This window comes from Dethiosulfatarculus sandiegensis (assembly GCF_000931935.2).
Classification (GTDB): Bacteria; Desulfobacterota; Desulfarculia; order Desulfarculales; family Desulfarculaceae; genus Dethiosulfatarculus; species Dethiosulfatarculus sandiegensis.
The window spans coordinates 33,272-60,211 of record NZ_AZAC01000029.1 but is presented as its reverse complement, the minus strand read 5'-3'; the positions used below and the strand labels follow the sequence as shown (position 1 = coordinate 60,211).

Annotated in this window: 22 protein-coding genes; 16 read left to right on the top strand and 6 right to left on the bottom strand. The window is 50.3% G+C overall.

Going from position 1 to position 26,940, the window contains the following annotated elements:
- Window positions 1–77 precede the first annotated feature (77 nt).
- Together X474_RS16470 and X474_RS16465 are read left to right on the top strand one after the other, a co-directional pair.
- Window positions 78–1,352, top strand: a complete 1,275-nt coding sequence (locus tag X474_RS16470; RefSeq protein ID WP_044350452.1) for a metallophosphoesterase family protein — start codon at window positions 78–80, stop codon at window positions 1,350–1,352.
- Window positions 1,349–4,870 carry a YhaN family protein gene (locus tag X474_RS16465; protein ID WP_044350451.1) on the top strand — a complete coding sequence of 1,174 codons (3,522 nt, stop codon included), beginning with the start codon at window positions 1,349–1,351 and terminating at the stop codon, window positions 4,868–4,870. The genes X474_RS16470 and X474_RS16465 overlap by 4 nt, the downstream gene beginning before the upstream one ends.
- Window positions 4,871–4,988: 118 nt before the next feature.
- On the opposite strand, the gene X474_RS16460 is transcribed toward X474_RS16465, so the two are convergent.
- Window positions 4,989–5,480 carry a GNAT family N-acetyltransferase gene (locus X474_RS16460; protein WP_052515316.1) on the bottom strand — a complete coding sequence of 164 codons (492 nt, stop codon included), beginning with the start codon at window positions 5,478–5,480 and terminating at the stop codon, window positions 4,989–4,991.
- Between the two features lie 530 nt (window positions 5,481–6,010).
- Here X474_RS16460 and X474_RS16455 point away from each other — a divergent pair.
- The 3 genes from X474_RS16455 to X474_RS16450 all read left to right on the top strand — a co-directional run bounded on the left by X474_RS16455 (window position 6,011) and on the right by X474_RS16450 (window position 8,191).
- Window positions 6,011–6,448 carry a MarR family winged helix-turn-helix transcriptional regulator gene (locus tag X474_RS16455; protein ID WP_197282154.1) on the top strand — a complete coding sequence of 146 codons (438 nt, stop codon included), beginning with the start codon at window positions 6,011–6,013 and terminating at the stop codon, window positions 6,446–6,448.
- A 271-nt stretch (window positions 6,449–6,719) separates the two neighbouring features.
- The gene (locus X474_RS26240; RefSeq protein WP_156360807.1) at window positions 6,720–6,938 is read left to right on the top strand and encodes a hypothetical protein; all 219 of its coding nucleotides are present in this window, start codon (window positions 6,720–6,722) and stop codon (window positions 6,936–6,938) included.
- A gap of 362 nt (window positions 6,939–7,300) precedes the next feature.
- A complete protein-coding gene (locus X474_RS16450; protein ID WP_052515314.1) occupies window positions 7,301–8,191 on the top strand; it encodes a DMT family transporter in 891 nt (296 codons plus the stop codon).
- 287 nt (window positions 8,192–8,478) lie between these two features.
- On the opposite strand, the gene X474_RS16445 is transcribed toward X474_RS16450, so the two are convergent.
- Complete coding sequence (locus X474_RS16445; protein ID WP_044350450.1) at window positions 8,479–8,658, bottom strand: hypothetical protein; 180 nt, start codon at window positions 8,656–8,658, stop codon at window positions 8,479–8,481.
- Here X474_RS16445 and X474_RS16440 point away from each other — a divergent pair.
- The 3 genes from X474_RS16440 to X474_RS16430 all read left to right on the top strand — a co-directional run bounded on the left by X474_RS16440 (window position 8,657) and on the right by X474_RS16430 (window position 12,704).
- Entirely contained in the window at window positions 8,657–9,541 is an 885-nt protein-coding gene (locus X474_RS16440; RefSeq protein ID WP_044350448.1) for a DMT family transporter, read from the top strand. The two genes, X474_RS16445 and X474_RS16440, sit on opposite strands and share 2 nt — an antisense overlap.
- A gap of 108 nt (window positions 9,542–9,649) precedes the next feature.
- Window positions 9,650–10,528: a DMT family transporter gene (locus tag X474_RS16435; RefSeq protein ID WP_044350447.1), complete on the top strand. Its 879-nt coding sequence runs from the start codon at window positions 9,650–9,652 to the stop codon at window positions 10,526–10,528.
- 205 nt (window positions 10,529–10,733) lie between these two features.
- Window positions 10,734–12,704 carry an acyl CoA:acetate/3-ketoacid CoA transferase gene (locus X474_RS16430; protein WP_044350445.1) on the top strand — a complete coding sequence of 657 codons (1,971 nt, stop codon included), beginning with the start codon at window positions 10,734–10,736 and terminating at the stop codon, window positions 12,702–12,704.
- Between the two features lie 125 nt (window positions 12,705–12,829).
- Here X474_RS16430 and X474_RS16425 read toward each other — a convergent pair whose 3' ends face one another.
- Complete coding sequence (locus X474_RS16425; RefSeq protein ID WP_052515313.1) at window positions 12,830–15,055, bottom strand: hybrid sensor histidine kinase/response regulator; 2,226 nt, start codon at window positions 15,053–15,055, stop codon at window positions 12,830–12,832.
- Between the two features lie 302 nt (window positions 15,056–15,357).
- Between X474_RS16425 and X474_RS16420 the strand changes: the two genes are divergently transcribed.
- The 8 genes from X474_RS16420 to X474_RS16390 all read left to right on the top strand — a co-directional run bounded on the left by X474_RS16420 (window position 15,358) and on the right by X474_RS16390 (window position 23,199).
- Window positions 15,358–16,122, top strand: a complete 765-nt coding sequence (locus X474_RS16420; RefSeq protein WP_052515312.1) for a GntR family transcriptional regulator — start codon at window positions 15,358–15,360, stop codon at window positions 16,120–16,122.
- Between the two features lie 18 nt (window positions 16,123–16,140).
- Window positions 16,141–16,992 carry a DUF6282 family protein gene (locus tag X474_RS16415; protein WP_044350444.1) on the top strand — a complete coding sequence of 284 codons (852 nt, stop codon included), beginning with the start codon at window positions 16,141–16,143 and terminating at the stop codon, window positions 16,990–16,992.
- A 22-nt stretch (window positions 16,993–17,014) separates the two neighbouring features.
- On the top strand, window positions 17,015–18,220 hold the full coding sequence (gene icd, locus X474_RS16410) for an NADP-dependent isocitrate dehydrogenase (RefSeq protein ID WP_044350442.1): 1,206 nt from the start codon (window positions 17,015–17,017) through the stop codon (window positions 18,218–18,220).
- Window positions 18,221–18,324: 104 nt separating this feature from the next.
- Entirely contained in the window at window positions 18,325–18,573 is a 249-nt protein-coding gene (locus X474_RS26235) for a hypothetical protein (protein WP_156360806.1), read from the top strand.
- 123 nt (window positions 18,574–18,696) lie between these two features.
- The gene (locus X474_RS16405; protein WP_044350440.1) at window positions 18,697–19,896 is read left to right on the top strand and encodes an ArsA family ATPase; all 1,200 of its coding nucleotides are present in this window, start codon (window positions 18,697–18,699) and stop codon (window positions 19,894–19,896) included.
- Window positions 19,880–20,125, top strand: coding sequence for a hypothetical protein (locus tag X474_RS16400; RefSeq protein ID WP_044350438.1), 246 nt, complete (start codon window positions 19,880–19,882; stop codon window positions 20,123–20,125). Before X474_RS16405 ends, X474_RS16400 begins: the two co-directional genes overlap by 17 nt.
- A gap of 160 nt (window positions 20,126–20,285) precedes the next feature.
- Window positions 20,286–22,061 (top strand): sensor domain-containing diguanylate cyclase, encoded by a 1,776-nt coding sequence (locus X474_RS16395; protein WP_044350436.1) that lies wholly within the window; start codon window positions 20,286–20,288, stop codon window positions 22,059–22,061.
- 388 nt (window positions 22,062–22,449) lie between these two features.
- Window positions 22,450–23,199, top strand: coding sequence for a hypothetical protein (locus tag X474_RS16390; RefSeq protein WP_044350434.1), 750 nt, complete (start codon window positions 22,450–22,452; stop codon window positions 23,197–23,199).
- A 17-nt stretch (window positions 23,200–23,216) separates the two neighbouring features.
- Here the strand turns inward: X474_RS16390 and X474_RS16385 are convergent, their stop codons facing one another.
- From X474_RS16385 to thiS, 3 genes are all read right to left on the bottom strand, one after another.
- Complete coding sequence (locus tag X474_RS16385) at window positions 23,217–25,622, bottom strand: cache domain-containing protein (protein WP_269433200.1); 2,406 nt, start codon at window positions 25,620–25,622, stop codon at window positions 23,217–23,219.
- Window positions 25,623–25,852: 230 nt separating this feature from the next.
- A complete protein-coding gene (locus X474_RS16380) occupies window positions 25,853–26,617 on the bottom strand; it encodes a HesA/MoeB/ThiF family protein (RefSeq protein WP_052515310.1) in 765 nt (254 codons plus the stop codon).
- A gap of 2 nt (window positions 26,618–26,619) precedes the next feature.
- On the bottom strand, window positions 26,620–26,820 hold the full coding sequence (thiS, locus tag X474_RS16375; protein WP_044350432.1) for a sulfur carrier protein ThiS: 201 nt from the start codon (window positions 26,818–26,820) through the stop codon (window positions 26,620–26,622).
- Between the last annotated feature and the right edge of the window lie 120 nt (window positions 26,821–26,940).

Below are 26,940 nucleotides of genomic sequence, written 5' to 3'. Positions count from 1 at the left end.
CTTTGAAATCAACTGGTGAAAAGCCCGGTCAAAACCAACGGGGCAACCTGAGATCAGCATCTAACGAGCAGGTATTAATGGATTTTACCTTTATTCACGCGGCGGACCTGCATCTGGACAGCCCGCTTTTGGGACTGGCCGGTTATGAGAGGGCGCCGGTTAAAAAAATCAGAAACGCCACCCGCAAGGCCCTGGACAGGCTGGTGGAACTGGCCTGTGAAGAAAAGGCCGCCTTTATTGTGATCGCCGGAGACCTTTACGACGGTGATTTAAAGGACTACAACACTGCCCTTTTTCTGCAAAGCCGACTGAGCCGGCTTAAACAACAGGGCATTAAGGTTTATTTGGCCCTGGGCAACCATGACGCCCAAACCAGGATTACCAAAAAGCTGAAGCTTCCGGATAACACCTTTGTTTTTGCAAGCAAAAAGCCCGAGACCTTCACCCTCCCGGATTTGCCGGTTGCCCTGCACGGCCAGAGCTACGGTCATTCGGCCGTGGACAAAAACTTAAGCAGTTCATACCCGCAGGCTTTGGACGATCTTATAAACATCGGTGTCTTGCACACCGCCTTGAGCGGGCGTCAGGGGCATGAACCCTATGCGCCCTGCAGCTTAAGTGATCTGCTGCAAAAAGGCTATGACTACTGGGCCCTGGGCCATGTTCACGCCGGGGAGATCGTACACGAAGAGCCCTGGATCATCTTTTCCGGCTGCGCTCAAGGAAGAAACATCCGGGAGACCGGAACCAAGGGCTGCTTTGTGGTCAAGGTGGAAGGCAAGAGCCTCACCCCGGAATTCGTCACTCTGGACAGTGTGCGCTGGCAGGTCTGCCGGATTGAAGCCACAGGCCTTAAAAGCCCGGAGCAGGTGCTGGAAAAGACAGCTAAAAAAGCGGAAAAACTCATGGAGGAAAACCAGGGCCAGGTGCTGGGGCTCAGGGTGGAGATAACAGGACAGACCCCGGCCCATGGGGAGCTGAATCAGAATCCGGAGCGCTGGCACAACGAGTTGCGCTCTTTGGTGGCGGATGTCACCTCCGAACAGGCCTGGGTGGAAAAAATCATCCTCAAGACCGCGGCACCCCTATCCCTGGAGACCCTTCTGGCTGAAGATCCCCTGGCCGCGGGCCTGGTTGAGTTCACGGACCAGCTCATCAATGGCCGGGAGCCTGAGGCTTTGGCCGAGATAACAAGACAGATTGAACCCTTGGCAGCTAAGCTGCCCGGCGATCTCAACAAACCGCCTTATGAGCTTGACCTTGAAGATCCCACTTTAATGAGCGGGCGTCTGCTCCTGGCCAGGGACCTGATCCTGGAAAAACTAAACCAGCAGATCAAGGGGGGGAAATGAGGTTCAGACGTCTGGAGCTGGCCGCCTTTGGCCATTTTAACGACACCATATTGGATCTTTCCCAGGGAGCCCAGGGGCTTCACCTGGTTCTGGGCCCCAATGAAGCAGGCAAATCCACTGCCTTAAGGGCCATACACGACCTTTTCTTTGGCATACCGGCCAGAACCACGGACAGCTTTCTGCATGCGCCAAGCAAACTTTTGATCAAGGCTTTGCTGGAGCTCAAAAACGGGGACGCCATCTTTTGTCAACGCAGAAAAGGCAATAAAAACACCCTGCTGGACCAGGAAGGCAGCCCTCTTTCACCCAAGGAGACAGCCCGGTTTCTGGAGCTGGTGCCGGAATCAACCTTTAAAAGCATCTTCAGCACCAGCCATGAAGAGCTGCGTAAGGGGGGAGAGCTCATTGCCACAGGCCAGGGAGACCTGGGGCAGGCCCTTTTCGCGGCCGGCACCGGCGGACTGGGCATGCGAAACCTGATTCAGGAGCTGGAGGATCAGGCAGGGGCTATTTTCAAGCCCACCAACGCCAAAAAACCGTTTCTCAACAACCTGTTGATTCAATACCAAAGCCAGATGACCCTGGCCCGCAAAACCATTCTCAAGCCCGAGGAATACGAAGAACAGCTTGCCATACAAAACCAGGCTCAAAAAAGGCTTGATCACCTTAAAACGGAAATTCGCGATCTCAGCTCCCGGCTAAACCAGCTTGAACGCATAGAAAAAACTCAGCCCCTGGTAGCGGCCCTTGGCCAAGCGGAACAGGACCTGAAAGCATTACCCAAAGCCGCTAAGCTGGACACGGAGTTCAGCGGCAGCCGCAGGGAGGCCCAAAAGGAAATAAAAGAGGCAAAAAGCCAAAAGGCGGCCCTGGTTGCGGAGATCGAAAGCCTTAAACAACGACTGAGCGGTCTTTTGCCTGACAAGACGGTTCTGGAAAAGACCCGGACCGTGGAATCACTCTTTAGTGACCTGGGTAAGTATCAACAAAATTTAAGCGACCTGCCCGGCCAAGACACTCTGCTGAAGGAGAAAAAACATCAGGCGGAAAAGCTGTACCGCGAGCTGGGTCTTAAGCCGGAAGATACAGAAGAAGAGCCAGCCCTGCCGAGTGTGAGCCAAAGAACCCGATTGCAGGAGCTCTCCGAAGAAGAACAGGCCCTGAAAAATAACCTGACAAACGCCCAAAACAGGGCCAGGGAGTTAGCAACCGAACATGCCAGGTTAAAGGAACGGCAAAAAAACCTGCCTTCCGGGCTCGAGCTTGTTCATCCCCTGGCTATGGCCGTGGGCCGGGCCAGGGAGCAGGGAGACCTGGATACAGCCATAGCGGAGATGCAAAACCAGGTGATTGAGCTGGAACAAAGGCTGAATCAGTCAGTTATGGACTTACCCTTTTTCAAAGGCTCCCTGGAGGAGTTGCTCACCTTTAACGCACCTTATGAAGAAACCGCAGCCGAGCATGAAGCCCTTATGGCGGAAAACCGGCGCAGGAAAGATTCCCTGGAGCAAGGCAGGGAACAGCTTTTTTCCGAGCTGAACGACCTCAAGGTAGAAATAGAAAGCCTGACTATACATGGTTCCGCTCCCACAATGGAGGAGCTGACCAAAGCCAGGCAAAAAAGGGATCAAGGCTGGCAACTGATTAAAAAGTCATGGCTTATGCATTCACCTGATCCTGAGGCAGAGGCTCGCTTCAAAGGCTCCCTTTCCCTGGATCTGGCCTATGAAGCCTCTGTAAAAAAGGCTGATCAAACGGCAGACCGCATTTTTGAGCAGAGTGAAACCGTCACCAGACTCGAGGACCGCAAGGCCAGGCAAAAAAACTGTCTCGAACGCCTGAATGAAATCAACCTCAAAATCAAGGCCCAGGAAGAAGAGGCGATGACATCCTGGCAAAAATGGGCAAACCTGTGGACCCCCCTGATGCCCGAACCGGGTGCACCCAATGAGATGCAAAGGTGGCTAAGGGATTTCAAGGAAATAAAGCAATTATCCCTGGACCGGGAAAAAGCAAAACAAAAACTGGCCCGAATTCAAAAAACAAAAGGCACTTATCAAGCGGAGTTGACCGGCATCCTGAGCCAAATCCAGGGCCCCCTGCTCTCAAGCGGCCTTGACTGGCAGGCCCTTTTGAAAATGGCCGAAGGGCTGCACGCATCCTTAATCAAGGCCGGTCAAGATCAAAAAAACGCAGAAGAGCGCATCAGCGAAGTAAATGAACAGCTTAAGCAGGCCAACTCCGAGCAGGCAGAGCACAAGGAAGCCCTGGACCTGTGGCAGGAAAACTGGGAGAGGGCCCTTGATCAGGCCGGTATGAATTCAGGCCTTACGCCGCGTCAGGCCATGGCCGAGCTCAATACAAGGACAGAATTAAGCCAAACCCTGGCCAAGGCCAATAGTGCCCGGCAAACCATTGCGGCCCTGAGACAAAAAATCTCCACTTACCAAAAACAGGTTCAAGATCTTTGCACGGCCATCGCCCCCAGGCTGTCGGACCAAAAAACCGAAGAAGCAGTGGAAGGGCTTAACCGGCTCCTGGCCGACACCAAGACAGCGCAAACCCAAAAAGAGGCTCTCTCAGAACAGCTGCAGGACAAGGAAACCAGCCTTAACGGAATTGAAGCCAGGCTCAATCAGGCCAAGGAAGTTTTGGCCAAGCTTTTGATCCAGGCAGGAGTGGAAAAAGAAGAAAATCTGCCCCTGGCGGAAGACATTTGGCTTAAGCGCGAGGCAAAGCTAAGGGAAATCAATGAGCTGACCCAAAGCCTCCTCTCCCACGCCAGCCCGGGCATGGGAGCCGGAGAACTAAGGGAAGAAGCCGCCCAGGTCAAGGCTGATGAAATTTTTGCCCTTAAGGCGGAGACCCAACAACAACTGGATGACCTGGAAGAACAAAGAGCCGGGGAACAGGAAAAAACGGCCCAGGCCAAGCTTAGGCTTGAACAGATGAATGATCAGAAAGGGGCTGCCCAGGCCAGGCAGGAAGCAGGCAACCTTCTTGCCGAAGCAAGGGATAAGACAGAGGAATACTTAAAAATTCTGTTCGCGGTAAATCTCCTTAAAATGCAGATGGAGCGCTATCTCAAAGAGAACAAAAAGCCCCTTTTAGATAAGGCCGGAGAATATTTCCGGGAACTCACCGGCGGTTCTTTCAGCGGTCTTGCCATGGGCTATGATGAAAAGGATAACCCCATTCTTTTGGGTATTCGTTCTGGAAAAAACAAAGAACAATTACCGGTGGGAGCCATGAGCGACGGCACCTGTGACCAACTTTATCTGGGTCTGCGTCTGGCCGCCCTGGAACTGCACCTGGCAGCCAGGGAACCGTTTCCCTTTATCATGGATGACGCACTGGTGCACTTTGACGACCAAAGGGCAGCCCGGGCCTTATCCGCCCTGACCAGACTTTCGGCCCAAACCCAGGTTATTTTCTTTACCCACCACCAGCACCTGGGGGAACTGGCAGGCCAAGTCGCCAAAGATGGAGAGTTGTTTATCCATCGCCTTGAGGCCTGAAAACCTCGGCCGGGGCAGTCTTTGCCCCGGCCCGCATTATTTTTATCAAATCCCCGCGGTTATTTATAAAAACCGCTTAACCGGCCCTGCCCCCCTGATTCAATCTGCCCGGTTTTGGCTAAAGCTTCAAATCATAACGCTGTTCCAAGAGATTTCCGCCCCACTGGTCTACATTGTGCTCTTGGGTAACCACAAATCCGGCATCCAGGTAAAGGACCCTGGCAGCCTCAAGCCCTTTAAAGGTCCAGAGGTTTATCTTGGGATATTTTCTTTGCCTGCAAAAATCAACTGCTTTTGCCAAAAGCAGCCTGCCCAGACCATGGCCCTGAACCTTGGGGCTGACTATAAACCAGCGTAATCTGGCCCCGTCCTGCATGGCCTCCTTACCGTCTATGAAAACACTACCGGCAAACTCCCCATCAAGGCGGGCCGCCCAGACTCCATCCCGCGAAGGCTTAAACTCGTGCATGAATTCGCCGAGTTCCATGGCCACCTGGGTCTCAAAGCTCACATCAAAATCCCAGTTTTCCGCATAAAAACTACCGTGCAGCTCAACCACACGGCCGATAAGACCGGGGTAATAACCGGAAAAGACAAACTTAGCCGTCATATCGCCCCTTTGCCCCCTTCCTTTGCCTTGCAATCTTATTTAATACCAGTATACACTAGGATATCTAGTTGCTATTGTCAACTATTAAATCTTCAGAAACACGCCCTGGCCAATTGGCATCTGACAAAGTCCAGGAAGGCCTAAATAACAAAACGCGGGCCATGAAATCACCCCAAAAATGCTATGCATTTTTGGGGACCCCGTATGACGGCCCTCCGAATTAGGAGGCTTTCCCAAGCCGAGTAATTCGAATCCACTGGCAAAACCGCGTTTTTGACACTGGATGTCAGTCAAAGTATCAAAAGGCCTAAGTAACAAAGCGCGGGCCATGGATGGCCCGCCGAATTAGGAGGCTTTCTTAAGCCGAGTAATTCGTGCAATTGTCAAAACCGCGTTTTGGACAATTGGCATCTGACAAAGTCCAGGAGGACTTCGTCAGAAAGTAATAGTTGCTTTTGTCAACTATGAAGTTGACAAAAGCAATTCCCTGGGCCAAGATGCAGATACAAACTCAAACCAAAGGATTTTTTGTGCCTTTACCAGCCGAATCGGTACGACTGTTTAACCGCTTTTACACCAGGGTTCTGGGCCTCTTAAACGAGGGATACCTCAACAGCCCTGTGTCTCTCTCTGAAGCGCGTATTCTATTTGAGGTTAATGACCACCCCAAATGTCGGGCCAAGGATCTCATCGAGATGCTGGGCATGGACCGGGGTTATATGAGCAGGACCCTCCGCAGGCTGGAACGCCAGGGTTGGATTTTACGGGAAAAAGATCCCCAGGATAAAAGGGCCAGGGGCCTCACCCTGACCAATCAAGGGCAGATGGTGTTAAATACCATTATCAATAACAGCTCCGACCTGATCAACAGCCTGATCTCACCCTTGAACCCGGAAGAAATAGAACAAATGGTCAACGCCATGGAGCTGATCCAGCGGCTTTTAAGCAAAAACCAGGACCCCAAATAGCCCTGAATAACATTTTTCTCCGACTGACCAAACCTAACCCCGGACAGCGGTCTCCGGTCTAGATTATCAGCCGCGCCGTCTTTCAGGTTATCCACATGCCAAGGCAGTATTTTGTCTGTCACCTGGGCATCCCGGGCTATGCCCGGGATTCTTTTAATGCTACAATGAAATAAATTCTATTAGGACATATATTGTTTATTATTTTTCATCCTCATGCCTGACAGCCGTAAAAGGCATAAAAAAACAATTCTCCAGGGGAATAATCAGATCCATGCGTATATTCTTCAGGATTCTGTCTATCTTGTTTTTTGTAGCGGGCTTTATTATGCTAATGCTCTCCATCATGGTCTGGGACCATGCCCTGGGAGGGTGGCTTACAGGCAAGGGCCTGTATATGGTGGAAAGTCTGGGCCTTTTCTTTTTGGGGCTGGTGCTTCTTTTCACCTCGGGACTTTGCCACCGCAAAGTCAAACGCCTGATGCAAAATTAGGCCCCTCTTTTTTATCTATACAAACCGCCTGATGCAGCCAAATGCACCGGGTGGATACCCCCATTTACCTTTCTACAGGCTATCCCGGAAACTTTGCTCCGCAGGTCCAACCTGTACGCCCTCCTTTGCGGCAATTGTTCCCCTTGCCATGGATACTCCAATTAAGGAATTAGCTGATACTCAGGATTCCTTGTTCCTGCCTCCCTGAAACAAGTTTTTTCATGGACAGATCACAGGATGCTGTTTGAAAACCTTTTCCCGGCCCGCCCTTTTTTAGAAAAACCTGGTCTTCAAATCAAAAGACGGTTAGGATCAACCCCTTTAAAAAACACTTCCCTTTCCCAGCAAAATGGAGCCAGATTTTGAGCCCTGCCAATGGTATGGATTCCGCACTGATCAAGGTCTTGGCTGGAGCTGTGTTTATCAGCTTTTCCAGTGTCATGGCCAAACTCACCCACACAGAGCCGGTGGCAGCCGCCTTTTACCGGGTCCTTTTTGCCGGGGTAGCCTTAACCGCCCTGGCCCTTCAACAAAAAAATCCGGTTCCACCGGGTAAAAAAGGCATCTGCCTGGCTGCCCTGGCAGGTTTTTTCTGGGCTCTGGACCTGGGGGTGTGGCATTGGTCTATCCTGTTCATTGGTCCGGGACTGGCAACGCTTTTACTGAATTTTCAGGTCTTCATCATGGCTGGTTTTGGCTTTTTTCTTTTTAAGGAAAAACTAAACGGCATATATTTGGGAGCCGTTTTCCTTGCCTTGGCCGGTCTTTACCTGATTGTGGGCCAAAACTGGGGCCAACTCACAACCGAATATCGCACAGGCGTCTTTCTGGCCCTTTTGGCCGCCTTGGCCTACAGCTTTTACCTTATCAGCCTGCGCCACCTGGTGGGCGCCGCCCAAAGGCTCTCGCCCTTGAGCGCCATGGCCCTGGTCTCACTTTTCTGCGCCCTGTTTCTGGGCTTGGGCTCTTGGGGCACGGGCGAGACCTTTGCCATTCCCAGGGCCATAGACTGGCTTTGGCTTTTGATCTACGGCTTAGTCTGTCACAGCCTGGGTTGGTGGTTTATCTCAAACGGACTTCCCCACATAAAGGCCTCGCTCATCGGTTTGGTGTTGCTTATGCAGCCCGCCCTTGCCTTTGTCTGGGATGTGGTGTTTTTTGCCAGGCCCTTTTCCCCAAGTGAGGCAACCGGTGCGGGCCTTGCCCTTGTCAGTATTTACCTGGGTATAAACTTTGGGAAAAACAAAACCTAGCAGGACGCAGCCTTATGAGCAGAGCAAGAAGAAATAGCGGACGCTCCGCTGGAGTTTACGGGGGTTCATTTTTCAAGGAATCAGATGTATTTTTTAACCACCCGCCTCCTATTTGTCCAGTTTTCTTATAATGTAAACTTCCGGGCTCAAAAAAACTCTTTTGAAAACGAACCGAGTATCTTTAAAATAACTTTTATTCTCAACTAGTTTAAATATATCTTAAAGCAGGCGCCAATGAACAATTCTGAGTTTCATCCTAATTCACAAATTACTTTTTCTTAAAAAGACTATTTACTGACATGCAAATCAATTTTCCTTTCACCCCCTGCCAAAAAATAAATATTCTTTTCTTTTTTCGAATGATCTTTTTTTAAAAAATAAATTGTCTCAGCCATAGCTTTTCTGGTGTCTGGGATGTAGAATGCCTCGCTTTGATTACAAACAACAACAGGGCGAGATAATTCCATGAAAACCTTAACCCCCTCCCGAAAAGCACTCCTGATGGTCGGAGTGGGCGCTGTTCTTATCAGCTTTTCCAGCATAATGGTGGGACTGACCCGTACGGCCCCCACCACAACGGCTTTTTATCGCTTTCTTTTTGGAGGGTTGGGCCTTTTACTTATTGCCCTGCTTCAGAACAAGCCTCTCTTGAATGGTTGGAAGCCCCTTGGCGTGATTATTCCCGCCGGAATTTTTCTTTGTTGCGACCTGGGCTTTTGGCACAGATCCATACATATTATCGGTCCCGGCCTGGCCACACTCATGACCAATCTGCAGGTCTTTATAGTTGCCGGAGCCGGTGTTGTTTTTTTAAAGGAAAACCCCACAAAAAACTTTTTTCTGGCTATTCCCTTGGCTGTCGGCGGACTTTATCTGATCCTGGCCCCGGACTGGCAGGACACAGGAGCGGCTTACGAGTTGGGGATCTTTTTTTCCCTGGTCTCAGCCACCAGCTATGCCTTTTACATCCTATTCTTAAGGCGCTCTACTGTAAGCCGGGGAGCTGATTCGGCCCTGGGCAACATGACCATGATATCTTTGACCAGCGCCGGGATCTTGAGCATCGTCATTTTTGGGTTGGGTGAATCTTTTGCCATACCGGAGAAAAAAGACTGGGTTTTCCTTTTAATCTACGGCCTGTTGTGCCATGGCCTGGGCTGGCTGTTCATAGCTAAAGGCATAGCGGGCATCCCCGCATCCCTGACCGGATTGGTGCTCCTGCTTCAACCCACCCTGGCCTTTGTCTGGGATGTGCTGATTTTTGACCGTTCGTTTTCCATTACTGAAGCGGCAGGAGCAGGCCTCACCCTATCCGCCGTGTACCTTGGATCAAGCGGTATGAATAAATAGCCCTTCCGCCTGAAAGCATCCTGGATTTTCAGCCTGCCTTCCGGTTAGAATCATGCCTCATAACCAAATCCCGGCCAGGCGCAAACTTGAAAATACCAGGAAAGCATAATGCAAGACTCTACCTTGAAAAACCTTCCCCTGTTACAGGTGCTGGCCGGAGCCTCTTTGATAAGCTTTTCCAGCATCATGGTCAGGCTTTCCGAGGCTGACCCCACCGCAGCCGGAGTTTACCGGGTTTTGTTTGGTGGAATCGCCCTTCTGGCCGGGGCGTTAATCCGCAGGGAAAACCTTTGGATGGGGGCCAAGGCTTTCTTCGGCGCAGCTGCGGCCGGGCTTTTCTTTTGCTTTGACATGGTGTTCTGGCACCGCTCCATCCACTATGTAGGGCCAGGTCTGGCTACTTTGATAGCCAATTTCCAGGTCTTTCTGGTGGCTGCGGCCGGGGTGCTGTTTTTTAAGGAAAAAGTCACAACCCGCCTGATCTTTTCCATTATCACCGCCCTGGCCGGGCTATACCTGATCGTGGCCCAGGACTGGGCCGCCACGGCAGGCAATTACCGGGCAGGTGTTTTACTGGGCCTTTTAGCCGCTTTAAGCTACACCTTCTATCTCTTTGCCTTACGCCGCACCATGGTTTTGCCTGTAAAGCTGCCTTTATTTGCCAACATGGCGATCATGTCTTTGGTCAGTGCTCTTTTTCTTTACATAACAGCGACTGTTACCGGAGAATCTTTGGCCATTCCCCGGCCTGTAGACTGGCTGTGGCTTTTGATCTATGGGCTGGTCTGCCACAGCCTGGGCTGGATTCTGATCGGTACGGGCATGCCTCGCATCCCTCCCTCAAAAACCGGCCTTATCCTTTTAATGCAGCCCACCCTGGCCTTTATCTGGGATATCCTGATCTTTGCCCGACCCACCACAGCCATTGAGGCCCTGGGAGCGGTTATCACCCTGGGGGCTATCTACCTTGGCGCGGTTCGGCGCTGACTACCTCGCCTGTAGCTAAACCATGCCCAACCTTTTTATTCCCGTAAAAAGATAAGCTTCTATAGCCTTCTCCAAAAGTTCCTTTTTTCACATTTAATTCCCCTTTCTCACCCCCTGTATGGCCAGGAAACCCGGGGTTCGTTACAATCCTCTGCAATTGAAATATTTTCAATTAAATCCCTCCCAAACAAAGGAACTTAAAAGAATGACATCAACCTCAATGCCCAATTTGGGTTCCGGAATGAAAAAGGAGAAGATTACCACCGCAGCTGAAGCGGTGCGTTTGATTCCAGATGGAGCCGCAGTAGCCTTTGGCGGGTTTGTTGCGACAGGCCTGCCTGAGGAGATGACCAAGGCTCTGGAAAAAAGTTTCCTGGAGACAGGGCATCCCAAGGACCTGACCCTGCTATACAGCGCCGGACAGGCCGGAGGCCATTTCGGCGGCCTGGACCGTTTGACCCACAAAGGCCTTCTCAAAAAAGTTATAGGCAGCCATTTCAGCATGGTGCCTGGCCTGCAGGAGGTGATCCGGGATAACCAGGTTCAGGGCTACAACCTGCCTTTGGGCTGCATCGCCGCCCTTTTACGGGATACAGCGGCGGGCAGGCCCGGTCTTATCACCAAGGTCGGCCTCGGCACTTTTGTCGACCCTCGTCAAACGGGCGGCAAGCTCAACCAAAGCACCACCGAAGACATTGTGGAACTGATGGAGATTGATGGGGAGGAGTATCTGCGCTTTAAACCTCTCACCATCAATGTGGCGGTCATAAGGGGCACCACAGCCGACTCCCACGGCAACATCACCATGGAAAAAGAGGCATTTGACTTGGACCACCTGGCCATGGCCACGGCTGTGCGCAACCAGGGCGGAATCGTGATTTGCCAGGTGGAGCGTATTGCCGAAAGGGGCAGCTTAAACCCCAGGGATGTGCGCATACCCGGTATTCTGGTGGATTGTGTGGTCAAGGCAGAGCCGGATAACCATTGGCTCACAGGTCTTGATGCCTATGACGCAGCACTCACCGGTGAGATCAGGATGCCCCAAACCTCGGTCCAGGCCATGGATTTGAGCGTCAAGAAAATCATCGGCCGCAGGGCCTCTTTTGAACTCACCCCCAACTCAGTGGTGAACCTGGGCATTGGAATCCCCGAGACCGTGGCCTCAGTGGCGGCAGAAGAAAAAATCCTGGACTACGTCACCCTGACCACCGAGCCTGGAGTCATCGGCGGCCTGCCTTCGAGTAGCTTGCGCTTTGGCACCGCCTCGAATACCGAAGCTATCGTGCCCATGGCCAACCAGTTTGATTTTTACGATGGCGGCGGCCTGGATGTGACCTTTTTGGGCATGGCGCAGGTGGATAAAAAGGGAAACGTCAATGTCAGCCGTTTTGGCCCTAAATTCACCGGCGCAGGCGGTTTTATAAATATCAGCCAAAACGCCAGAAAAGTGGTCTTTACCGGCACCATGACCGCCGGGGGATTCAAGGCCTCTATCGATGAAAACGGCCTTAAGATCCAACAGGAAGGCAAGGTGCACAAATTTGTGGACCAGGTGGAAGAGATAACCTTCAGCGGTGAACTGGCCGCCCAAAATGGTCGACCGGTTTATTATGTCACTGAGCGCGCAGTCTTCCGCCTGGGCAAGAACGGCCCGGAATTGATCGAGATCGCACCGGGACTGGACCTGGGAAAAGATATTCTGGCCCACATGGACTTCAAGCCGGTGATCCCCAGGGAAATCAAAATCATGGATAAAAGGCTCTTTGCCGCCCACTCCATGGGCCTTATCAACGAACTCTTTGCCATTCCCAACAAGGAGCGTCTCACCTATGATCCCGCGACCAACTTCTTCTTTGTGAACCTGGAGTTCATGAGCATCAAGAGTAACGAGCAGATCGAGGACCTTAAAGAGGCGCTTACCAACAAGCTTTCACCGGTGGGCCACAAGGTTCAGGCTATTGTCAACTACGACAACTTCTTTATCATGCCTGACCTGGTAGATGAATTCGCCCAATTGGCCAGGTATCTCATTGACAACTTCTATGCCAGCGTAACCCGCTACACCACAAACGCTTTTATGCGCATGAAACTGGGCGACGCGCTGGAGGCCAAAAAGGTGCCGGTAAACCTGTTTGAAACCAAGGAACAGGCAGCCAGGCTCTTGACTACTGAATAAGCCGTTTTTTGATTGATATCACAAAACCGCCCGGATTTTCCGGGTGGTTTTGTGCTTGCTGACAAAGTCCTCCTGGACTTTGCCAGAGGCAACTTGGCAAAAACGCGCTTCAAAAAAGCAAAAGCCTATTTCCCATCCAGGACTTTTCTGACTCCCACTAAAAATTCCTCTTTGGTAAAGGGCTTATCCATAAAAGAACTGGCTCCCAGGGCCATGGCCTTATCAACCAGGGACGAGCCTGCATGCCCACTGGCTATCAGCACCTTGATCTCCGGTTTCTGCTTTTTCAGGCTTTCAAGACATCGCACCCCGCCCATGCCCGGCATATCAAGGTCCAGAATCACCAGCTCAACCTTTTCCCTTTCTTCGCCAAACAGCTCCAGGGCCTCTTCCCCGGTGGCGGCGGCCATCACCTCGTAACCGGAGCGCAAAAGCATACCTTGGAGCATTTGCCTTATGGCCGGATCATCATCAACTAAAAGTACTGTTTCATAACCCTGGAAAGCGGCCTTACCCTCGGACCTGAAGAGATCTGTGCCCAGCCATTTACTGTGATCCAAGGCAGGCAAAATAACCTTGAATATCGAGCCCTTGCTTTTAGCGCTTTCGCAGGTGATCACCCCGGAATGGGACTTGACAATCCCAAACACCGTTGATAAACCCAGGCCGGTGCCCTTGCCCACCGGCTTGGTGGTAAAAAAGGGATCAAAAATCTTTGCCAAAAGCGAAGGTTCAATGCCGCATCCACTGTCTTCAAGGCAAAGTTCCACATATGGTCCCGGCTCCAACTCATTGGGAGGTTTCCCGTAAGTAGAGTCTAAAGAAAGGCTGTTGGTGCTTATGGTGAGCGTCCCCCCTTCGACCATAGCATCGGCCGCATTGGAGGCCAGATTCATGACAACCTGGGCCAACTGATTGGAATCTCCGAGAACCAATCCGGGCTCCGCCTTCAACTCTTCGATTATCTTGATATTTTTTGGCAGAGTTCTTTTCAGGAGCCCGATAGCCTGCCTGACCTCCAGGTTGAGGTCCACGTTTTTCATCTCAAGGGAAGCCTTACGGCTGAAAAGTAGAATCTGACGTATGAGGTTACGGGCCTTTTCCGCAGCCCCGAGAACATGATCAAGTTCAAAAGAAGGATCTTCATGACCGGCTATCTTGTCTTTGGCAATATCGGTAAAGCCAACGATCGCCCCTAGTATATTATTGAAATCATGGGCTATCCCCCCTGCCAAGGTGCCTATGGCCTCCATTTTCTGGGACTGCCGCAACTGGGCCTCAAGACGCCTGTTCTCCCTTTCGGCCGCCTTGATGCGGGATATATCCCGGATAGTCCCAACCACCAGTTTCTCGCCGGTGACCGGGTCCGTAAAAAGGGACTTCTTGGTTGAGATTATGCGGGGCTTGCCCTCTTTACCCCAATTTATCTGAACTTCCTTTAGTATGGTCCGGCCGCTCTTCAAAACCTCATTGTCATGGGCCCAGAAGACATCCACCTGTTCGGGCGGGAATATGCTGTAGTCATCCTTACCCAGGAGTTGTTTTCTGGTTCTGCCCAGCATTTGGCAGGCGGCATCGTTTAAGAGCCACCAGCGATGTTTCTGGTCCTTGACATAAAACGGATCCTCAACCGTGTCCAAGGCCCGTTGCATGAATTTTTCAGAACGACGCAAGGCCTGTTCCATGCGTTTTATTTCAGCTATGTCTTGTCGCAGCCTTTCTTGTAAAACAAAATTTTTCCTTTCGGAATATTCCATTAAATAGGCTATAAACATGCCGGCTAAATCGGCGCCGAACAGATAAAAGCAGTTATTCAACAAAGTCAATGAATCGAGCCTCATATAAAATCTGGCAACCAGATAATAACCCAGAACTATCGACCCGCAGGTTACAGAGGCATAAATAAACCTGGCCCTGATAAAGGCATATCCCCAGAGAAATATAATAATGAATCCGGCATAGGTATGCTTACCGGTCAATTCATGGTTCAGGCCATGCATATAAAGGCTGCCCATACCGGTGACCAAAATGACCAGGTTCACCCATATTTGGTAATGCTTTGTAAAACCGGGGTAAAATGAATAGATCAGCACCCCCAGGCCAAAACCGACCATCACCCCGAAGCGCACCGGCCAAAGCAGGTCTAAATTTTGCGGATTATTAATTTGATCAAGAATGCCAAAGGCCGAGACAATAAAAATACCCAGAATCAATGAGATGCGAATATAAAATTTGGACTGCTCTGCCCGCTGATCGAGATAACGGGCTTCCAGCCATTGATTTTCACCGGAAAATGCAAGCGAAAGGGGGTTTAATCTGGTAGCACGCCCCTTAAGGGAAATACCGTGCATAGACCTCCTTGCCTGGGCGATAGTGGTGTGCTTTCTTTTAAATAACCTTTTGTTTTTTCAGACTTTACCAATATAACAAGCGGAAATTCAACTACAAACTGCTTCTCAGCGGTAAATCGCTTTGCCCTGGTGGATAATGATGTTTTACTCTCTTACCTAACCTGCATTTATCCCAATGTATTTAGTAAAAACACCCAAAAGTGGGGGAAATATAATATTTGGGTGACAAGTTATCTACTTATATATATAAGTAGATAATAAGATATAAAGCCAAATTGCGCGAACAGAACACGGAATCAAGTATGCTACGCAAAAACCATGAAAAATCAGATATTTTTTTCCAAGGCCAAGAACTGGATATTAAAAGCGCGGTGCCCCTTTATTATCAGCTCAAAGAGCTGATCCAGGCGCAAATAGCAGACAATCACTGGCGGCAGGGGCAAATGATTCCTTCGGAAAACGAACTGGCCGAAGCCTTTAAGGTCTCCTCCGGAACCGTTAAAAAGGCCCTGGGGGAGCTAGTAAGTCAGGGATTGCTGACCAGGCGGCAAGGGAAGGGCACCTTTGTGGCCAAGCCCGACTTTAACAAAAGCTTTATCCGTTTTTTCCGCTTTGGTTCAAAAAAAGAAGGTGTCTTCCCCCATTCCAAGGTATTAGCCAGCGGAACGGTTGATCCTATGCCGGAAGTTGCCAAGGCCCTGAAGCTTGAACCTGGCCAAAGAACCATTTTGATCCGCCGTCTGCGCATCTTGGAAGACATCCCCCTAATGCTGGAGGATATCCACCTGCCCGAAGAAATCTTCAAAGGTTTCGACGAACTGGATATCTCCCAAAAACTACTTTATCCCATATACGACCGAAAATACCACACCCCCATAATCTGGGCCGAGGAATTTTTAAAACCGCTCACAGCCACCCAGGAGGCAGCCGGTTACCTTGCCATTGAGCCGGGACAGGCTGTTATCTCCATAGAACGCATTGCCTATACCTATCAGGATCGCCCGGTGGAGTTCCGCAAAAGCCTGGGCCGAGGTGACAAGTTCAGCTACCACATTGAGATCAGATAAGAAAAAGGATTATCAATAATGCCTCTGGTAAACCTTGAAGGCGCCTTTGACCTACATATCCATACAAATCCCTCTCTTATTCAGAGAAGCAAGGGTGATCTTGAAACGGCCCGTGACGGGGCGGAATCCCCTTTGGCCGGAATAATGCTGAAAAACCATTTTGAATCCACGGTGGGCCGGGCCGCGACCGCATCCCAAGCAGTGGAAGGCATCCAGGTTTATGGAGGCCTGGTCTTGAATACCTTTTGCGGGGGATTAAACCCCGCGGCTGTGGATACAGCCATTAAACTGGGGGCCAGACAAATTTGGATGCCGACCTTAAGCTCCAGGGCACACAAAGACAAATTCCCGGTCCAGGGAAGCTCCCAAGGCGCGAAAGACAAGGGAATCTCTGTGCTGACGGAAGACAACAAACTGAAGCCCGAGGTAAAAACAATCCTTGAACTTTGCCGGGAATCAGGGGTGATTTTAGGCACCGCCCACCTGACCCCGGCCGAAATTTACGAACTGGCACGCCTGGCGCGAACCACCGGTTTTAAAAAACTTTTGGTCACCCACCCCTATTTTGCCCCACCCAGGCTTTCGGTTAAGCAGCAAAAAGAGCTCACCAGCCTTGGGGCCAGGCTGGAACTATGCGGAGGCAACCTCTATCCCATACCCGGCCTAGCCACCTTGGATAACTACCTCGAGACCATATCCGCCATAGGAGCTCAAAACCTGATCCTCAGTTCAGACGCAGGACAGCCCCGCAAATCAAAGCCCTATGAGGTGTTAAGGGTCTTTGCCCAGTGCCTCGTGGAAAAAGGAATCAAACAAGAAGATATTGACCTGATGACCAAAAAAGTCCCGGCTGAACTGCTGGGGGATTAATCTTTTACAAAGGAAAGGGATCATGCCCGAGAGAATTGAACAACATGCCAGTCAAACCCTTAACACCCCGGACCAGGTGATAATCCCCTTTATTGAAGGTGACGGTGTGGGGCCGGATATCTGGCAGGCCTCTTGCCCCGTGTTTGACCGGGCTGTGGAGCTTGCCTATGACGGTCAGAGAAAAATTCACTGGCTGGAGGTGTTGGCCGGGGAAAAGGCCCACGCAAAAACCGGTGAATGGCTCCCCAAGGAAACCCTGGAAGAACTGAAACGCTGCCGGGTGGGGATTAAAGGCCCCTTGGCCACACCAATTGGAGGCGGCATCCGCTCCCTGAATGTGGCGATCAGAAAGGAGCTGGATCTTTACGCCTGCATCAGGCCGGTTAAATACATAGAAGGCATGCCCTCTCCTGTAAAAGAACCTCACAAAGTGGACATGATCGTTTTCCGGGAAAACACAGAAGATGTCTACGCAGGCATTGAATGGGCCGCTGAAAGCAAACAGGCCGAAGAGGTGATTGATTTTCTGAATAAACAGATGGGTCAAAAAATCCGGCACGGCTCGGCTCTGGGCGTAAAGCCCATGAGCCATCCAGGCTCGGTTCGCCTTATCCGCCGCGCTCTTGAATGGGGGCTAAAGCACAAACTGAAATCCCTCACCCTGGTGCACAAGGGTAATATCATGAAATACACGGAAGGCGCCTTTAAGGACTGGGGTTATGAACTGGCGGCCAAGGAATACGGCGCTCATACCGTGTCCGAATCCAAGGCCCAAGCCAACGAAACCAGGCTGGTTATCAAAGACCGCATAGCAGACGCCATGTTCCAGCAGATTCTCTTGAGGCCCCAGGAATATCAGGTGCTGGCCACCCCGAACCTTAACGGAGACTATCTCTCAGACGCCCTGGCCGCCCAGGTAGGCGGGCTCGGCATGGCTCCGGGTGGCAATTTCAGCGACGAGGTGGCTGTTTTTGAGGCGACCCACGGCACAGCGCCCAAATACGCGGGCCTGGATAAGATAAATCCCGGCTCAATGATCCTCTCCGGAGCCTTTATGCTGGAGCATATGGGTTGGCAAGAGGCCGCGGATTTGGTCAGGCTGGGAGTGGAGCGGGCAGTCAAGGACAAGGTTGTAACCTATGATCTGGCCAGACAGCTTGAAGGAGGCAAAGAGGTGAAATGCTCCGAGTTTGGCGAGGCTGTTTCGGAACGTATGCAGGCCAACTAGACATGAATTCCGCCCGGTTAGAAAACCGGGCGGATCTATAACCGGCGGACAAAATCCTCCTGGACTTTCTTAGAGACCGTTAGGTAAAAATGCGGCTTTGCCAAATGGCTGCCAAGGTAATATCAGCGGTCAAAAACACGGGCCAGCTTACCAACAAAAACATGCCCGCACTGAATAAATATCAAGGAATCATTAACTTGAAATCTATAACTATTACTTTTTGTTCTGGTTTAGTTAGCGACTGGCAGGGTGTTGAGAAATGGCCACTTAATACGACAAAAGGGAAAAACAGAATCATTTCTCAATTCATAAACCGGTGCCCGGGTAACGATACAGGACAAAAACCGGTTTAAGTTAAATATCCTTATCCCCCAACCTCACACTTCCAACCTACGCAAAGTCATTAAAAAACGTAACCTTAGTTTGAGTATGCTAAGACTATCCTATATCATAGCGATAAAAAAGGGAGTTACCAGATGAGGATAATTCTGTTCGCAGGCAAGGGGGGAGTGGGCAAAACCACCATCGCCGCGGCCACAGCCGTGGCTGCGGCGCAAACAGGCTGCAAAACCCTTCTGATGTCTTTGGACCCTGCCCACAGCTTAAGCGACGCCTTTGACCTTGACATCTCCCTTTTAGCCGCCCACAAGGGCAAGCCCCTTAAGTTGGACAAAAACATCTGGCTCCAGGAGCTGGATATCCACGAAGAACTGGAATCCAACTGGGGCGAGGTGCACCGCTACCTGGCCTCGGTCTTCAACACCTCAGGCATAAACGACATCTTGGCCGAAGAGCTGGCTGTTCTGCCGGGCATGGAAGAAATCAGCGCGCTTTTACATATCAACACCTATGTAAAGCAAAAAACCTATGACCTGATTATCCTGGACTGTGCGCCCACCGCTGAGTCTTTACGTTTTGTAAGCCTGCCGACCACCTTGGAATGGTACATGAACAAGGTTTTCAGCCTGCAGCGCAACATCATGAAGATCGTCAGGCCGGTGGCGGACAAAGTATCGGATATCCCCCTGCCCAGGGATTCCTATTTCAATTCCCTGGACAAGCTCTTCGGCAGGCTGAAAGGTGCGGATAAAATATTGACCGATATGGAACACACCACAGTTCGCCTGGTCACCAATCCGGAAAAGATGGTTCTAAGGGAAACCCAAAGGGCTTTTATGTTCTTCCGCCTGCACCAGCTTGCCATTGACGCCGTGATCATAAACCGCATCCTGCCCAAGGACAGCCGGGATGAAAGATTCAGGGAATGGGGCGCTATACAGGATGGATATCTCAAAAAAGCGGAAGACTATTTCAGCCCGGTTCCGATTTTCCAATGCCCCTGGCAGGAGGGCGAAATCCTGGGCATGGAAAAATTGACCCGCCTAAGCCGGGCGCTTTATCCGAAAAAAAATCCCACAGAAGTTTTTTACCGCAGGCAGCCAACCAAATTCGTAAAAGAAAACGGTCACCTGGTATTAAGGATCCATGTCCCTTTCGCCGAAAGCAAGGACCTGGACCTTACCAAAGTCGGAGATGAACTGATCATCAAAACCGCCAACTTCAAACGCAACCTCATTCTGCCCCGTTCTTTTGCCGCCCTGGAACCGGTCGGAGCGCGCACGGACGGGGATGAACTGGTTATCAGGTTTGGAGGAGAAAATGAATCAGGACAATAAAAGCAAAAAGGATCAGGGCCCGTGTCAAGTGAACTGCCCCCTGGCCAGACTGGCCGAAAAAGCTGAAAAATGTAAAGAAGAACACCGGGTTTTTTTTGATCACCTAAAAAAGGCTGAAAACGAATTCCTTTTGGCTGTGCGCTCTCTATTGGACGACTTGGTGGAAGAAAAAAAAGAACCGCCCAAAACGGCAACCAAGATCAAAATTGATCCCGAAGAGTCAAAATAGGGGTTTCCCCGGCGAACCGGCTGCGGCCATAAAACCCGTTTTCGGTTTAACGGGAATATTCAGGGGCCATAGCCAAATGCCGGGCTAAAAGCCACGGTCAGCCAAACCAGAAGCCAAGGCATACTGCTGTGACAATACCACAACCAAACCAGACCGGCGCATGAACTCAATATCCAGGTCCGGACATATAGTATGGCTTTGCCTCTTTCTGGTGTCGGCTTGCCCGGTCTCAGGTTATGCCCTTGATAAGGCTATTGTTTTGCAGTTAAATGCGGCAGAGCAAAGCTATAGCCTGGACCAGGCCCTGACCATACTAAAAGATCCCACCAGAAAGCTTACTATCTCTCACGTCAGCAGCCCCCCCTGGAGTGGGGAGTTTAAACCCGCCGGTAATACGGCACTGGTTATACAAGACCCCAAGGCTGCCTATTGGGTCAGGTTCAGACTAGCACCTTTTGCACCTCAAGAATCAAAACAGAAGAGTGAAAGACTTTTTCTGAAACTCGGTTGCCCCTTGGTGGCGCTGGTGGATTTTTATATTCCCTCAGAAACGATTTCCAGAGGGTTTAAAGTGATAAGGGGAGGATTTTTCCGAAATCAACCGGACACGTCTTATCTCACTGAATCCCTGGTTTTTCCACTGCCCAAAAACCTTGCCGAACCTCCGACTTTTTATATGCGGTTAAAGTCTCTAAATCCCGTGGTTATCCCCTTTCATCTGGAAACGGAGCGTTCACTTTTTCAAAAAGCCAGGCAGGAAACTCTTTTGCTCGGCGGTTTTTACGGCCTTTTGCTGGCCCTGATCCTGTTTAATCTCTTTTTACTTGTTTCGTTACGCATACAGGCCATCTTCTGGTATATCGCCACCCTGATTTTCACCGGCCTTTTCCAGGTGGGCATGGACGGCCTGGCCAGGGAGTTTGCCCCGGCCTGGAGCCTTTTTTTATTCAACAATAATCAACTCTGCCTCTGGCTCTCCTTTTTACACCTGACCTCGATCATGTTTGCCAAAGAACTATTACAGACCAAAACTTATTTAAAAAACTGGAATCGTTCCCTGAACATACTGGCCCTGTTGTGGCTGACCGCAGCCGGAGCTTGCCTTTTGCTACCGATTTCCCTGTTAAATGACCCCCTTGATATGCTGGTTTTACTGAGCACCCTGGCTGTATTGGGACTGGGGATCACGGGACTGATCAAAAAAATTCGGATTTCAGGCCTTTTTTTAGCGGCTGTTTTAAGTTCGGGAATCGGCGGATCTTTATTTGTTCTGACGGAATGGGGCATACTTGCCTACTCCGCCTACAGCTATTACGCGCTTCACTGCGGCTTGGCCTTGGATGCGCTCTTTTTGTCACTGGCCCTTTCCCAAACAGTCCGCTATCTCCAAAAAAAGAACAAGGTGTTCCAGAAAAAACACGATCAACTGGAGGCTATCAGCCTGACTGACAGCCTGACCGGTTTAAAAAACCGCAGATTTTTGAAAAAACAACTTCCCGAGGATATCGAGGAAGCCAAGCTTAAAAAGGCGCCTCTGGGCCTTTTGATGATGGATCTTGATGATTTCAAAACCTTTAACGACCAATTCGGTCACCAGGCCGGGGACCGGCTTCTGGCCCAATTGGGTGGTTTGATTACAACCAACATCAGAGGAAAAGACTGGGCCGGCCGCTATGGCGGTGAGGAATTTGTAGTTGTGTTAAAGGGCGCTGACCAGGACGAATCCCTGATTGTGGGCGAAAGGATCAGAACCAGCCTGGAATCTTTGGAGTTCAACCTGGCGGATTCCGGAAAAAAGGCAAGGCAAATCACCATCAGCATAGGGCTTGCCAATCTTGAGCCCCATGATAATGACCGCACCTTGATCGGCAGGGCGGATCAAGCCCTTTACCAGGCCAAGGCCAAAGGGAAGAACATTACAATAATTTCTGATTAAAATTCCGCAACCGAATAAAGCCCCTATCCATGGCCGGTTGCCCGGGAGGCTTCTTTAGAGGCCATCCGGGCAACCGGCCATGGACCAGTAGGCACAAAAAAACAAGACACATTTTTTGGGTTGTATCAAAACAAAAAATGTTCCGGGCCAGAGCGGGACAGGTGAGACGGCCCTGGCCCGGCCCAAAAAATGGGCAGACCTAAGGAAAAATTAAGATCGTATATAATTATCCTACCTGTCACTGTAATTTCAAGAATGTTTACCTGTTTTGTTCATTTATGCCTTAGGTGACATATGTCTTGATTGACATAAACAGCACCCTTGGTGTAAATTGCCCTTTATTGACAATCTGTTACCGTTTCACCCATGCAAAGAAAACCGGGCGGCGATGCAGGGCAAATATACTCAAGCACTTAAGCTACATGACATTTTGGATCAAGACGCCGGTCTTGGCCTTATTAATACACACTCCTTTGAGATGCGTCTCAGCCAGATAACCCGGAGTTTGGGCCAGGATGGATATATTTATGCCAACTGCCTCAACAGGCTCATGGAACTGGCCCTTTTTCAGGCAGGCAGCCAGGCGGACCAGGCAGAATGCGACACCGCATCCAGCCTGCTGTTCAGGCCCGCCCTGGTTTTGATACATCAGAAAGGCAAGACTGCCCCGATAATCAAAGACCCGAACCTGCCGCTGACCAGCCAGTTCAAGGAAAAAGGCGGAAACTCCCTGGAGGTGATTAACTGGCTTAAGAGAAACACCTTTGTGGAGGTGCGCACCCAACCGTTTTTGCCCAGGATCTATCAACTTCTCAAGGAAACAAACCTGATTTCCCCGGATGAGCTGAAAAAACTGCACAAAAACATGGATCAGCTGGCCTGCACCATCACCTTTATGGATTCTTTACGCCTTCCCCAGGGGATGGTTTTCAGCAAATGGCTGCAAGACAGGCCTGAGCCTGAAAAAAAGGCCCTGACAAAAAAACTCTGTTCCTTTGACCTGGATTATTTTTTTGAATTGGGTGAACTGGCCAGAAACACCCTGGACGATCCGGGCAAAGCCTTCTCAAGCCTTGATTTACCCTTGCCCCAAGAAGACAGAACTAAAGTGTTTACGCCTTACGCCGTAAATGATTGAACCCGGCTTCAAACCAACTAGTTTTTGCTTAAAAGAGCCTCCTGCACGGCTTCCAGTATCTGGGCCGCCCTCACCGGTTTGGCTAAAAATCCGGCTGCTTTTTTCTTAAGCTCCGCCAGGCTGCCCTGCAAGGCATAACCACTCATCAATAAAACTTTTAACTCAGGGTCCCTGGCCCTTAGTTCGGTAAGGCAGCGGTTGCCTCCCATCCCAGGCATGCTCACATCCAGAATTACCAGGTCAAAGGGAATCTCTGAATGGTCAAAGGCTTCCAATGCCTCTTCCCCGCTGCCTGCGGTGGCAACTCTATAACCCTTATACTTAAGCAGTTGGCCCGTGGTTTCCCTTAAGGCTTTTTCATCATCCACCACCAAAATGTAGCCTGCCTTTTCTGCTTGGACCTCACCCCCGCTCTCCAGGCTTTTTTTTGCGGGCAGAAGCATTTCCTCAGGACAACGGGGCAAATATATTGTAAATTCCGTTCCTCTTTTTAAGGCGCTCTTACACTCGACCCAACCATTATGGTTTTCGATAATGCCCATTACAGTGGAGAGCCCCAATCCCGTGCCTTTACCGACCCCTTTAGTGGTAAAAAAGGGATCGTAAATCTGTTCCAGGTGGTCTTTGGATATACCACAACCAGTATCCGACACGGTAAGCCGCACAAAAGGCGTTTTGGTCTTCCTTGTCCCCTGATCCGGCAACTTGCCGGGAATAGAAACCAGGCTGGTGATTATAGAAAGACACCCCCCCATGGGCATGGCATCTTTGGCATTGGAGGCCAGGTTCATTATCACCTGTTCCAGTTCATTGGCGTCCCCCATGATGCAGGGCCGTTCCTTTGCCAAAATCAACTCTATTTGCAACATCTTGGGCAAAGAGCAGCTCAAAAGCTCCATGGCCCGCCTGATAACCTGATTAAGGTCCAGTGGTTCGTATTGGGTGTTATGCTTGCGGCTGAAGGTGAGTATGCGCCTTACCAGGACTCCTGCCCGTTCGGCAGCGCTTATAATTTTTCCAAGCTCCACTGTGCCGTGACCGGCCCTGGGAAGTTTATTTTGAGCCAGTTCCGCATAGCCCATTATCCCCCCCAATATATTATTGAAATCATGGGCTATGCCCCCGGCCAGAGTGCCGATGGCCTCCATCTTTTTGGCCCGGGAAAGTTGCCTTTCCATGTTGGCCTTTTCCGCCTCGGCCTTTTTTCTTTGCGCAAGCATTTGATTTGCCAGACAGGCCAGGTCCTTGAACTCCCGGCTTTTGAGCTTCTCAAGGTCAATGGGTTTTCTTTTAGTGGCTGCCTGGGCAAAAAAACTTTGGAATACAGCCAGTTCCTTTGACAACCTGTTGGAAACAAAAAGCCAAAACAGGTAGATAAAAAAGGTGGCCAAAAAAACAAAAACCAAAATATTGGCTATCTTGGCCTTTATCTGTTTTGTAAGGCGTTTCTGGCGGTGGACCAATTTGAGGTCAATTTCATCTGTAAAAAAACCTGTTCCCACAAACCAGTCCCAATTTTTTATGGGCAAAACATAGCTAATCTTCTGTCTGGGACGGCCCGGATTATCTTCGGAAAACATAGTATATTGCACAAAGCCGCCGCCTTGCCGTGCGACCTGTATGAGACGCTCCACCACTTGGCTGTTTTCAGGGGTTTTAAAGGTCCACATATTTTCGGGCGCAAAACTCCCCATAAGCGTCTTGCCCTTGAAATCTCCCAAAAAAAGATACCCGCCAGGGGGCAAAATGACCTTCTCCAAGCCCTTGATCACCTCTGTCTGAATACGTTCGGTTGCCTGGTCCAGGTATTCGCCGGTTCCCAGATACCAGTTGAACGGCTTGAAATTCTTTAAAAAGGATAATTTGGTTCGCGGGGGGGCATCTGATCCCGGATCAATCAGCTCATACTGATGATAGCCCTCTTTTCCATTTTGGGCCAACGTCGTCATTTCCTTGACGTATTCCAGGCTCTTTGAAGTGAACAGATTGTCAATGGTTCCATGGACTATTTTGTCCGGACGGAGAAACCTCTCCACCCTGCCCGAAGAGTCCCCGGCAAAGTAATAGCAATCCTCATTCCAAAAACGAATCCTGCTCAAAATCCGCTTAACCAGGGCCATGGTTTCCTGCAAGTGCGCGGGGTCTTTTTGCTCCTGGTAAATACTCTCAGCCACTCCGTGAGCCAGATATACCTTATACCTAAGTTCCCGCATCAGGCGTTTATACATGCGCCGTTTGGTGAACTCGACAAATCCGGCAGCCTTTTCCACCTCTACCTTTATCTGGTTTTTGTGCTCTGCCAGTAACATTTGTTTAAGTTCACGGGATTGGAGCTTAAAATCAGAATACTCACGGTATATCCAATAGCTGCCAAGACTCCCCACTGACAAAAAAACCGCAGCCAGGTAAACGGTAATAAGCATCTTTACGGTATAAAAATTGCGTACCAAGCTATAAACCTTATAACAACTATAATTTTAGGTAATTACAAAAATTTTTAACATAGTATTTTATAACATTGCTGATAATTTGCACCTCAGCGCGGGGTATTCCTTGAAAAAAACACTTGGGGGGCAAGGTAATTTTTATGATCAGATAAAATCGTGCTTTAAAATTTAATACGGCTCCATGAACATAATCTTGCAAAAATCAATCAACCCGCTCTACGGAAATCTTTATACCCGCAGACCGGGCAGCCAACCCCGTTCCGGGACCTGTAGGGCAGACGCTTGAAAGTTGGCCCCCTGAGATCAACCAAAAGCAGATCAGTCAAGCAGGCTTCCTTTTCTCCCAGAAGGAACTTCAAGGCCTCGGAAGCCTGTATGCTTGCCAGGCAGGATGGTAGTGGCCCGAATATGCCTCCACCGCCTTTTTGCCCATACTTTGCCTTTAACTGATCAAAGGGAAACCAACACTCCAGGCAAGGGGACAGGCCTGGCCGAACCACAAGCAATTGCCCTTGATATCCAGCCACACCGGCGTGGACCCAGGGTATGACCAACTCAAGGCAGGACCTGTTTAAAACCTTGCGGGCATCTGGGTTGTCCAGGCCGTCGATTACCAGATCAACCCCTTTCAGAAGTTGAGCTGAGTTTTCTTTGCTGAGCATTTGCTCAAAAGCCTGAATCCTGCAATTGGAATTGGCCAGTGAAAGGGTATCGGCAGCAGCCTTGACCTTGCTGACGCCTTGCTTTACCTGGGGTTCGTTGTAAAGCAGCTGCCTGTGCAGGTTATCAAGGTTTGGCCTGTCTTGATCAATAAGGCGCAATTTGCCAACACCGGCCCTGACCAGAAGAGCTGCCACGGTTCCACCCAGAGCTCCCACCCCAACAACCGCGGCCTCCTTTCCAGCCAGCCTTTGCTGACCTTGCTCACCCCAATCCTCAAGCCGCATCTGAACTTCATAACGTGAATCCATTATCATCCCCCAAAAGCGGCCAGAATCAGTTCCAACCGGTCCCCAGGGGACAGCACCCGCTCCTTATATTCCCGAAAATGCACAAATCGCCCGTTCAACTCGACAATCAATTCAGGATGTCCGGGTTCAAACAGCTCTATAGCCTGGTAAAGGGTTATACCTTGCCGAACTTCCTCCCAAAAACCATTGATCATTATTTCCATGGCCTGCTCCTGGCCGGGGGGGTCAAAATAATATACTAGTATTTTACTATATTATTTAAAATGAGATAACCCCAGGGCCTAAACATCACCAATCAGGAGAACCGGCAGGTCCGGAGTTCC

What these genes read in the sequence shown, in the direction of transcription:
- X474_RS16425 (WP_052515313.1), bottom strand. Translation starts at nt 15,055, where the DNA reads ATGCACGGTATTTCCCTTAAGGGGCGTGCTACCAGATTAAACCCCCTT.
- X474_RS16460 (WP_052515316.1), bottom strand. Translation starts at nt 5,480, where the DNA reads ATGACGGCTAAGTTTGTCTTTTCCGGTTATTACCCCGGTCTTATCGGC.
- X474_RS16405 (WP_044350440.1), top strand. Translation starts at nt 18,697, where the DNA reads ATGAGGATAATTCTGTTCGCAGGCAAGGGGGGAGTGGGCAAAACCACC.
- X474_RS26240 (WP_156360807.1), top strand. Translation starts at nt 6,720, where the DNA reads ATGCGTATATTCTTCAGGATTCTGTCTATCTTGTTTTTTGTAGCGGGC.
- X474_RS16440 (WP_044350448.1), top strand. Translation starts at nt 8,657, where the DNA reads ATGAAAACCTTAACCCCCTCCCGAAAAGCACTCCTGATGGTCGGAGTG.
- X474_RS16430 (WP_044350445.1), top strand. Translation starts at nt 10,734, where the DNA reads ATGACATCAACCTCAATGCCCAATTTGGGTTCCGGAATGAAAAAGGAG.
- X474_RS16390 (WP_044350434.1), top strand. Translation starts at nt 22,450, where the DNA reads ATGCAGGGCAAATATACTCAAGCACTTAAGCTACATGACATTTTGGAT.
- X474_RS16435 (WP_044350447.1), top strand. Translation starts at nt 9,650, where the DNA reads ATGCAAGACTCTACCTTGAAAAACCTTCCCCTGTTACAGGTGCTGGCC.
- X474_RS16380 (WP_052515310.1), bottom strand. Translation starts at nt 26,617, where the DNA reads ATGGATTCACGTTATGAAGTTCAGATGCGGCTTGAGGATTGGGGTGAG.
- X474_RS16395 (WP_044350436.1), top strand. Translation starts at nt 20,286, where the DNA reads ATGAACTCAATATCCAGGTCCGGACATATAGTATGGCTTTGCCTCTTT.
- X474_RS16420 (WP_052515312.1), top strand. Translation starts at nt 15,358, where the DNA reads ATGCTACGCAAAAACCATGAAAAATCAGATATTTTTTTCCAAGGCCAA.
- X474_RS16445 (WP_044350450.1), bottom strand. Translation starts at nt 8,658, where the DNA reads ATGGAATTATCTCGCCCTGTTGTTGTTTGTAATCAAAGCGAGGCATTC.
- X474_RS16385 (WP_269433200.1), bottom strand. Translation starts at nt 25,622, where the DNA reads ATGCTTATTACCGTTTACCTGGCTGCGGTTTTTTTGTCAGTGGGGAGT.
- X474_RS26235 (WP_156360806.1), top strand. Translation starts at nt 18,325, where the DNA reads ATGGCTGCCAAGGTAATATCAGCGGTCAAAAACACGGGCCAGCTTACC.
- X474_RS16470 (WP_044350452.1), top strand. Translation starts at nt 78, where the DNA reads ATGGATTTTACCTTTATTCACGCGGCGGACCTGCATCTGGACAGCCCG.
- icd (WP_044350442.1), top strand. Translation starts at nt 17,015, where the DNA reads ATGCCCGAGAGAATTGAACAACATGCCAGTCAAACCCTTAACACCCCG.
- X474_RS16400 (WP_044350438.1), top strand. Translation starts at nt 19,880, where the DNA reads ATGAATCAGGACAATAAAAGCAAAAAGGATCAGGGCCCGTGTCAAGTG.
- X474_RS16465 (WP_044350451.1), top strand. Translation starts at nt 1,349, where the DNA reads ATGAGGTTCAGACGTCTGGAGCTGGCCGCCTTTGGCCATTTTAACGAC.
- X474_RS16415 (WP_044350444.1), top strand. Translation starts at nt 16,141, where the DNA reads ATGCCTCTGGTAAACCTTGAAGGCGCCTTTGACCTACATATCCATACA.
- thiS (WP_044350432.1), bottom strand. Translation starts at nt 26,820, where the DNA reads ATGGAAATAATGATCAATGGTTTTTGGGAGGAAGTTCGGCAAGGTATA.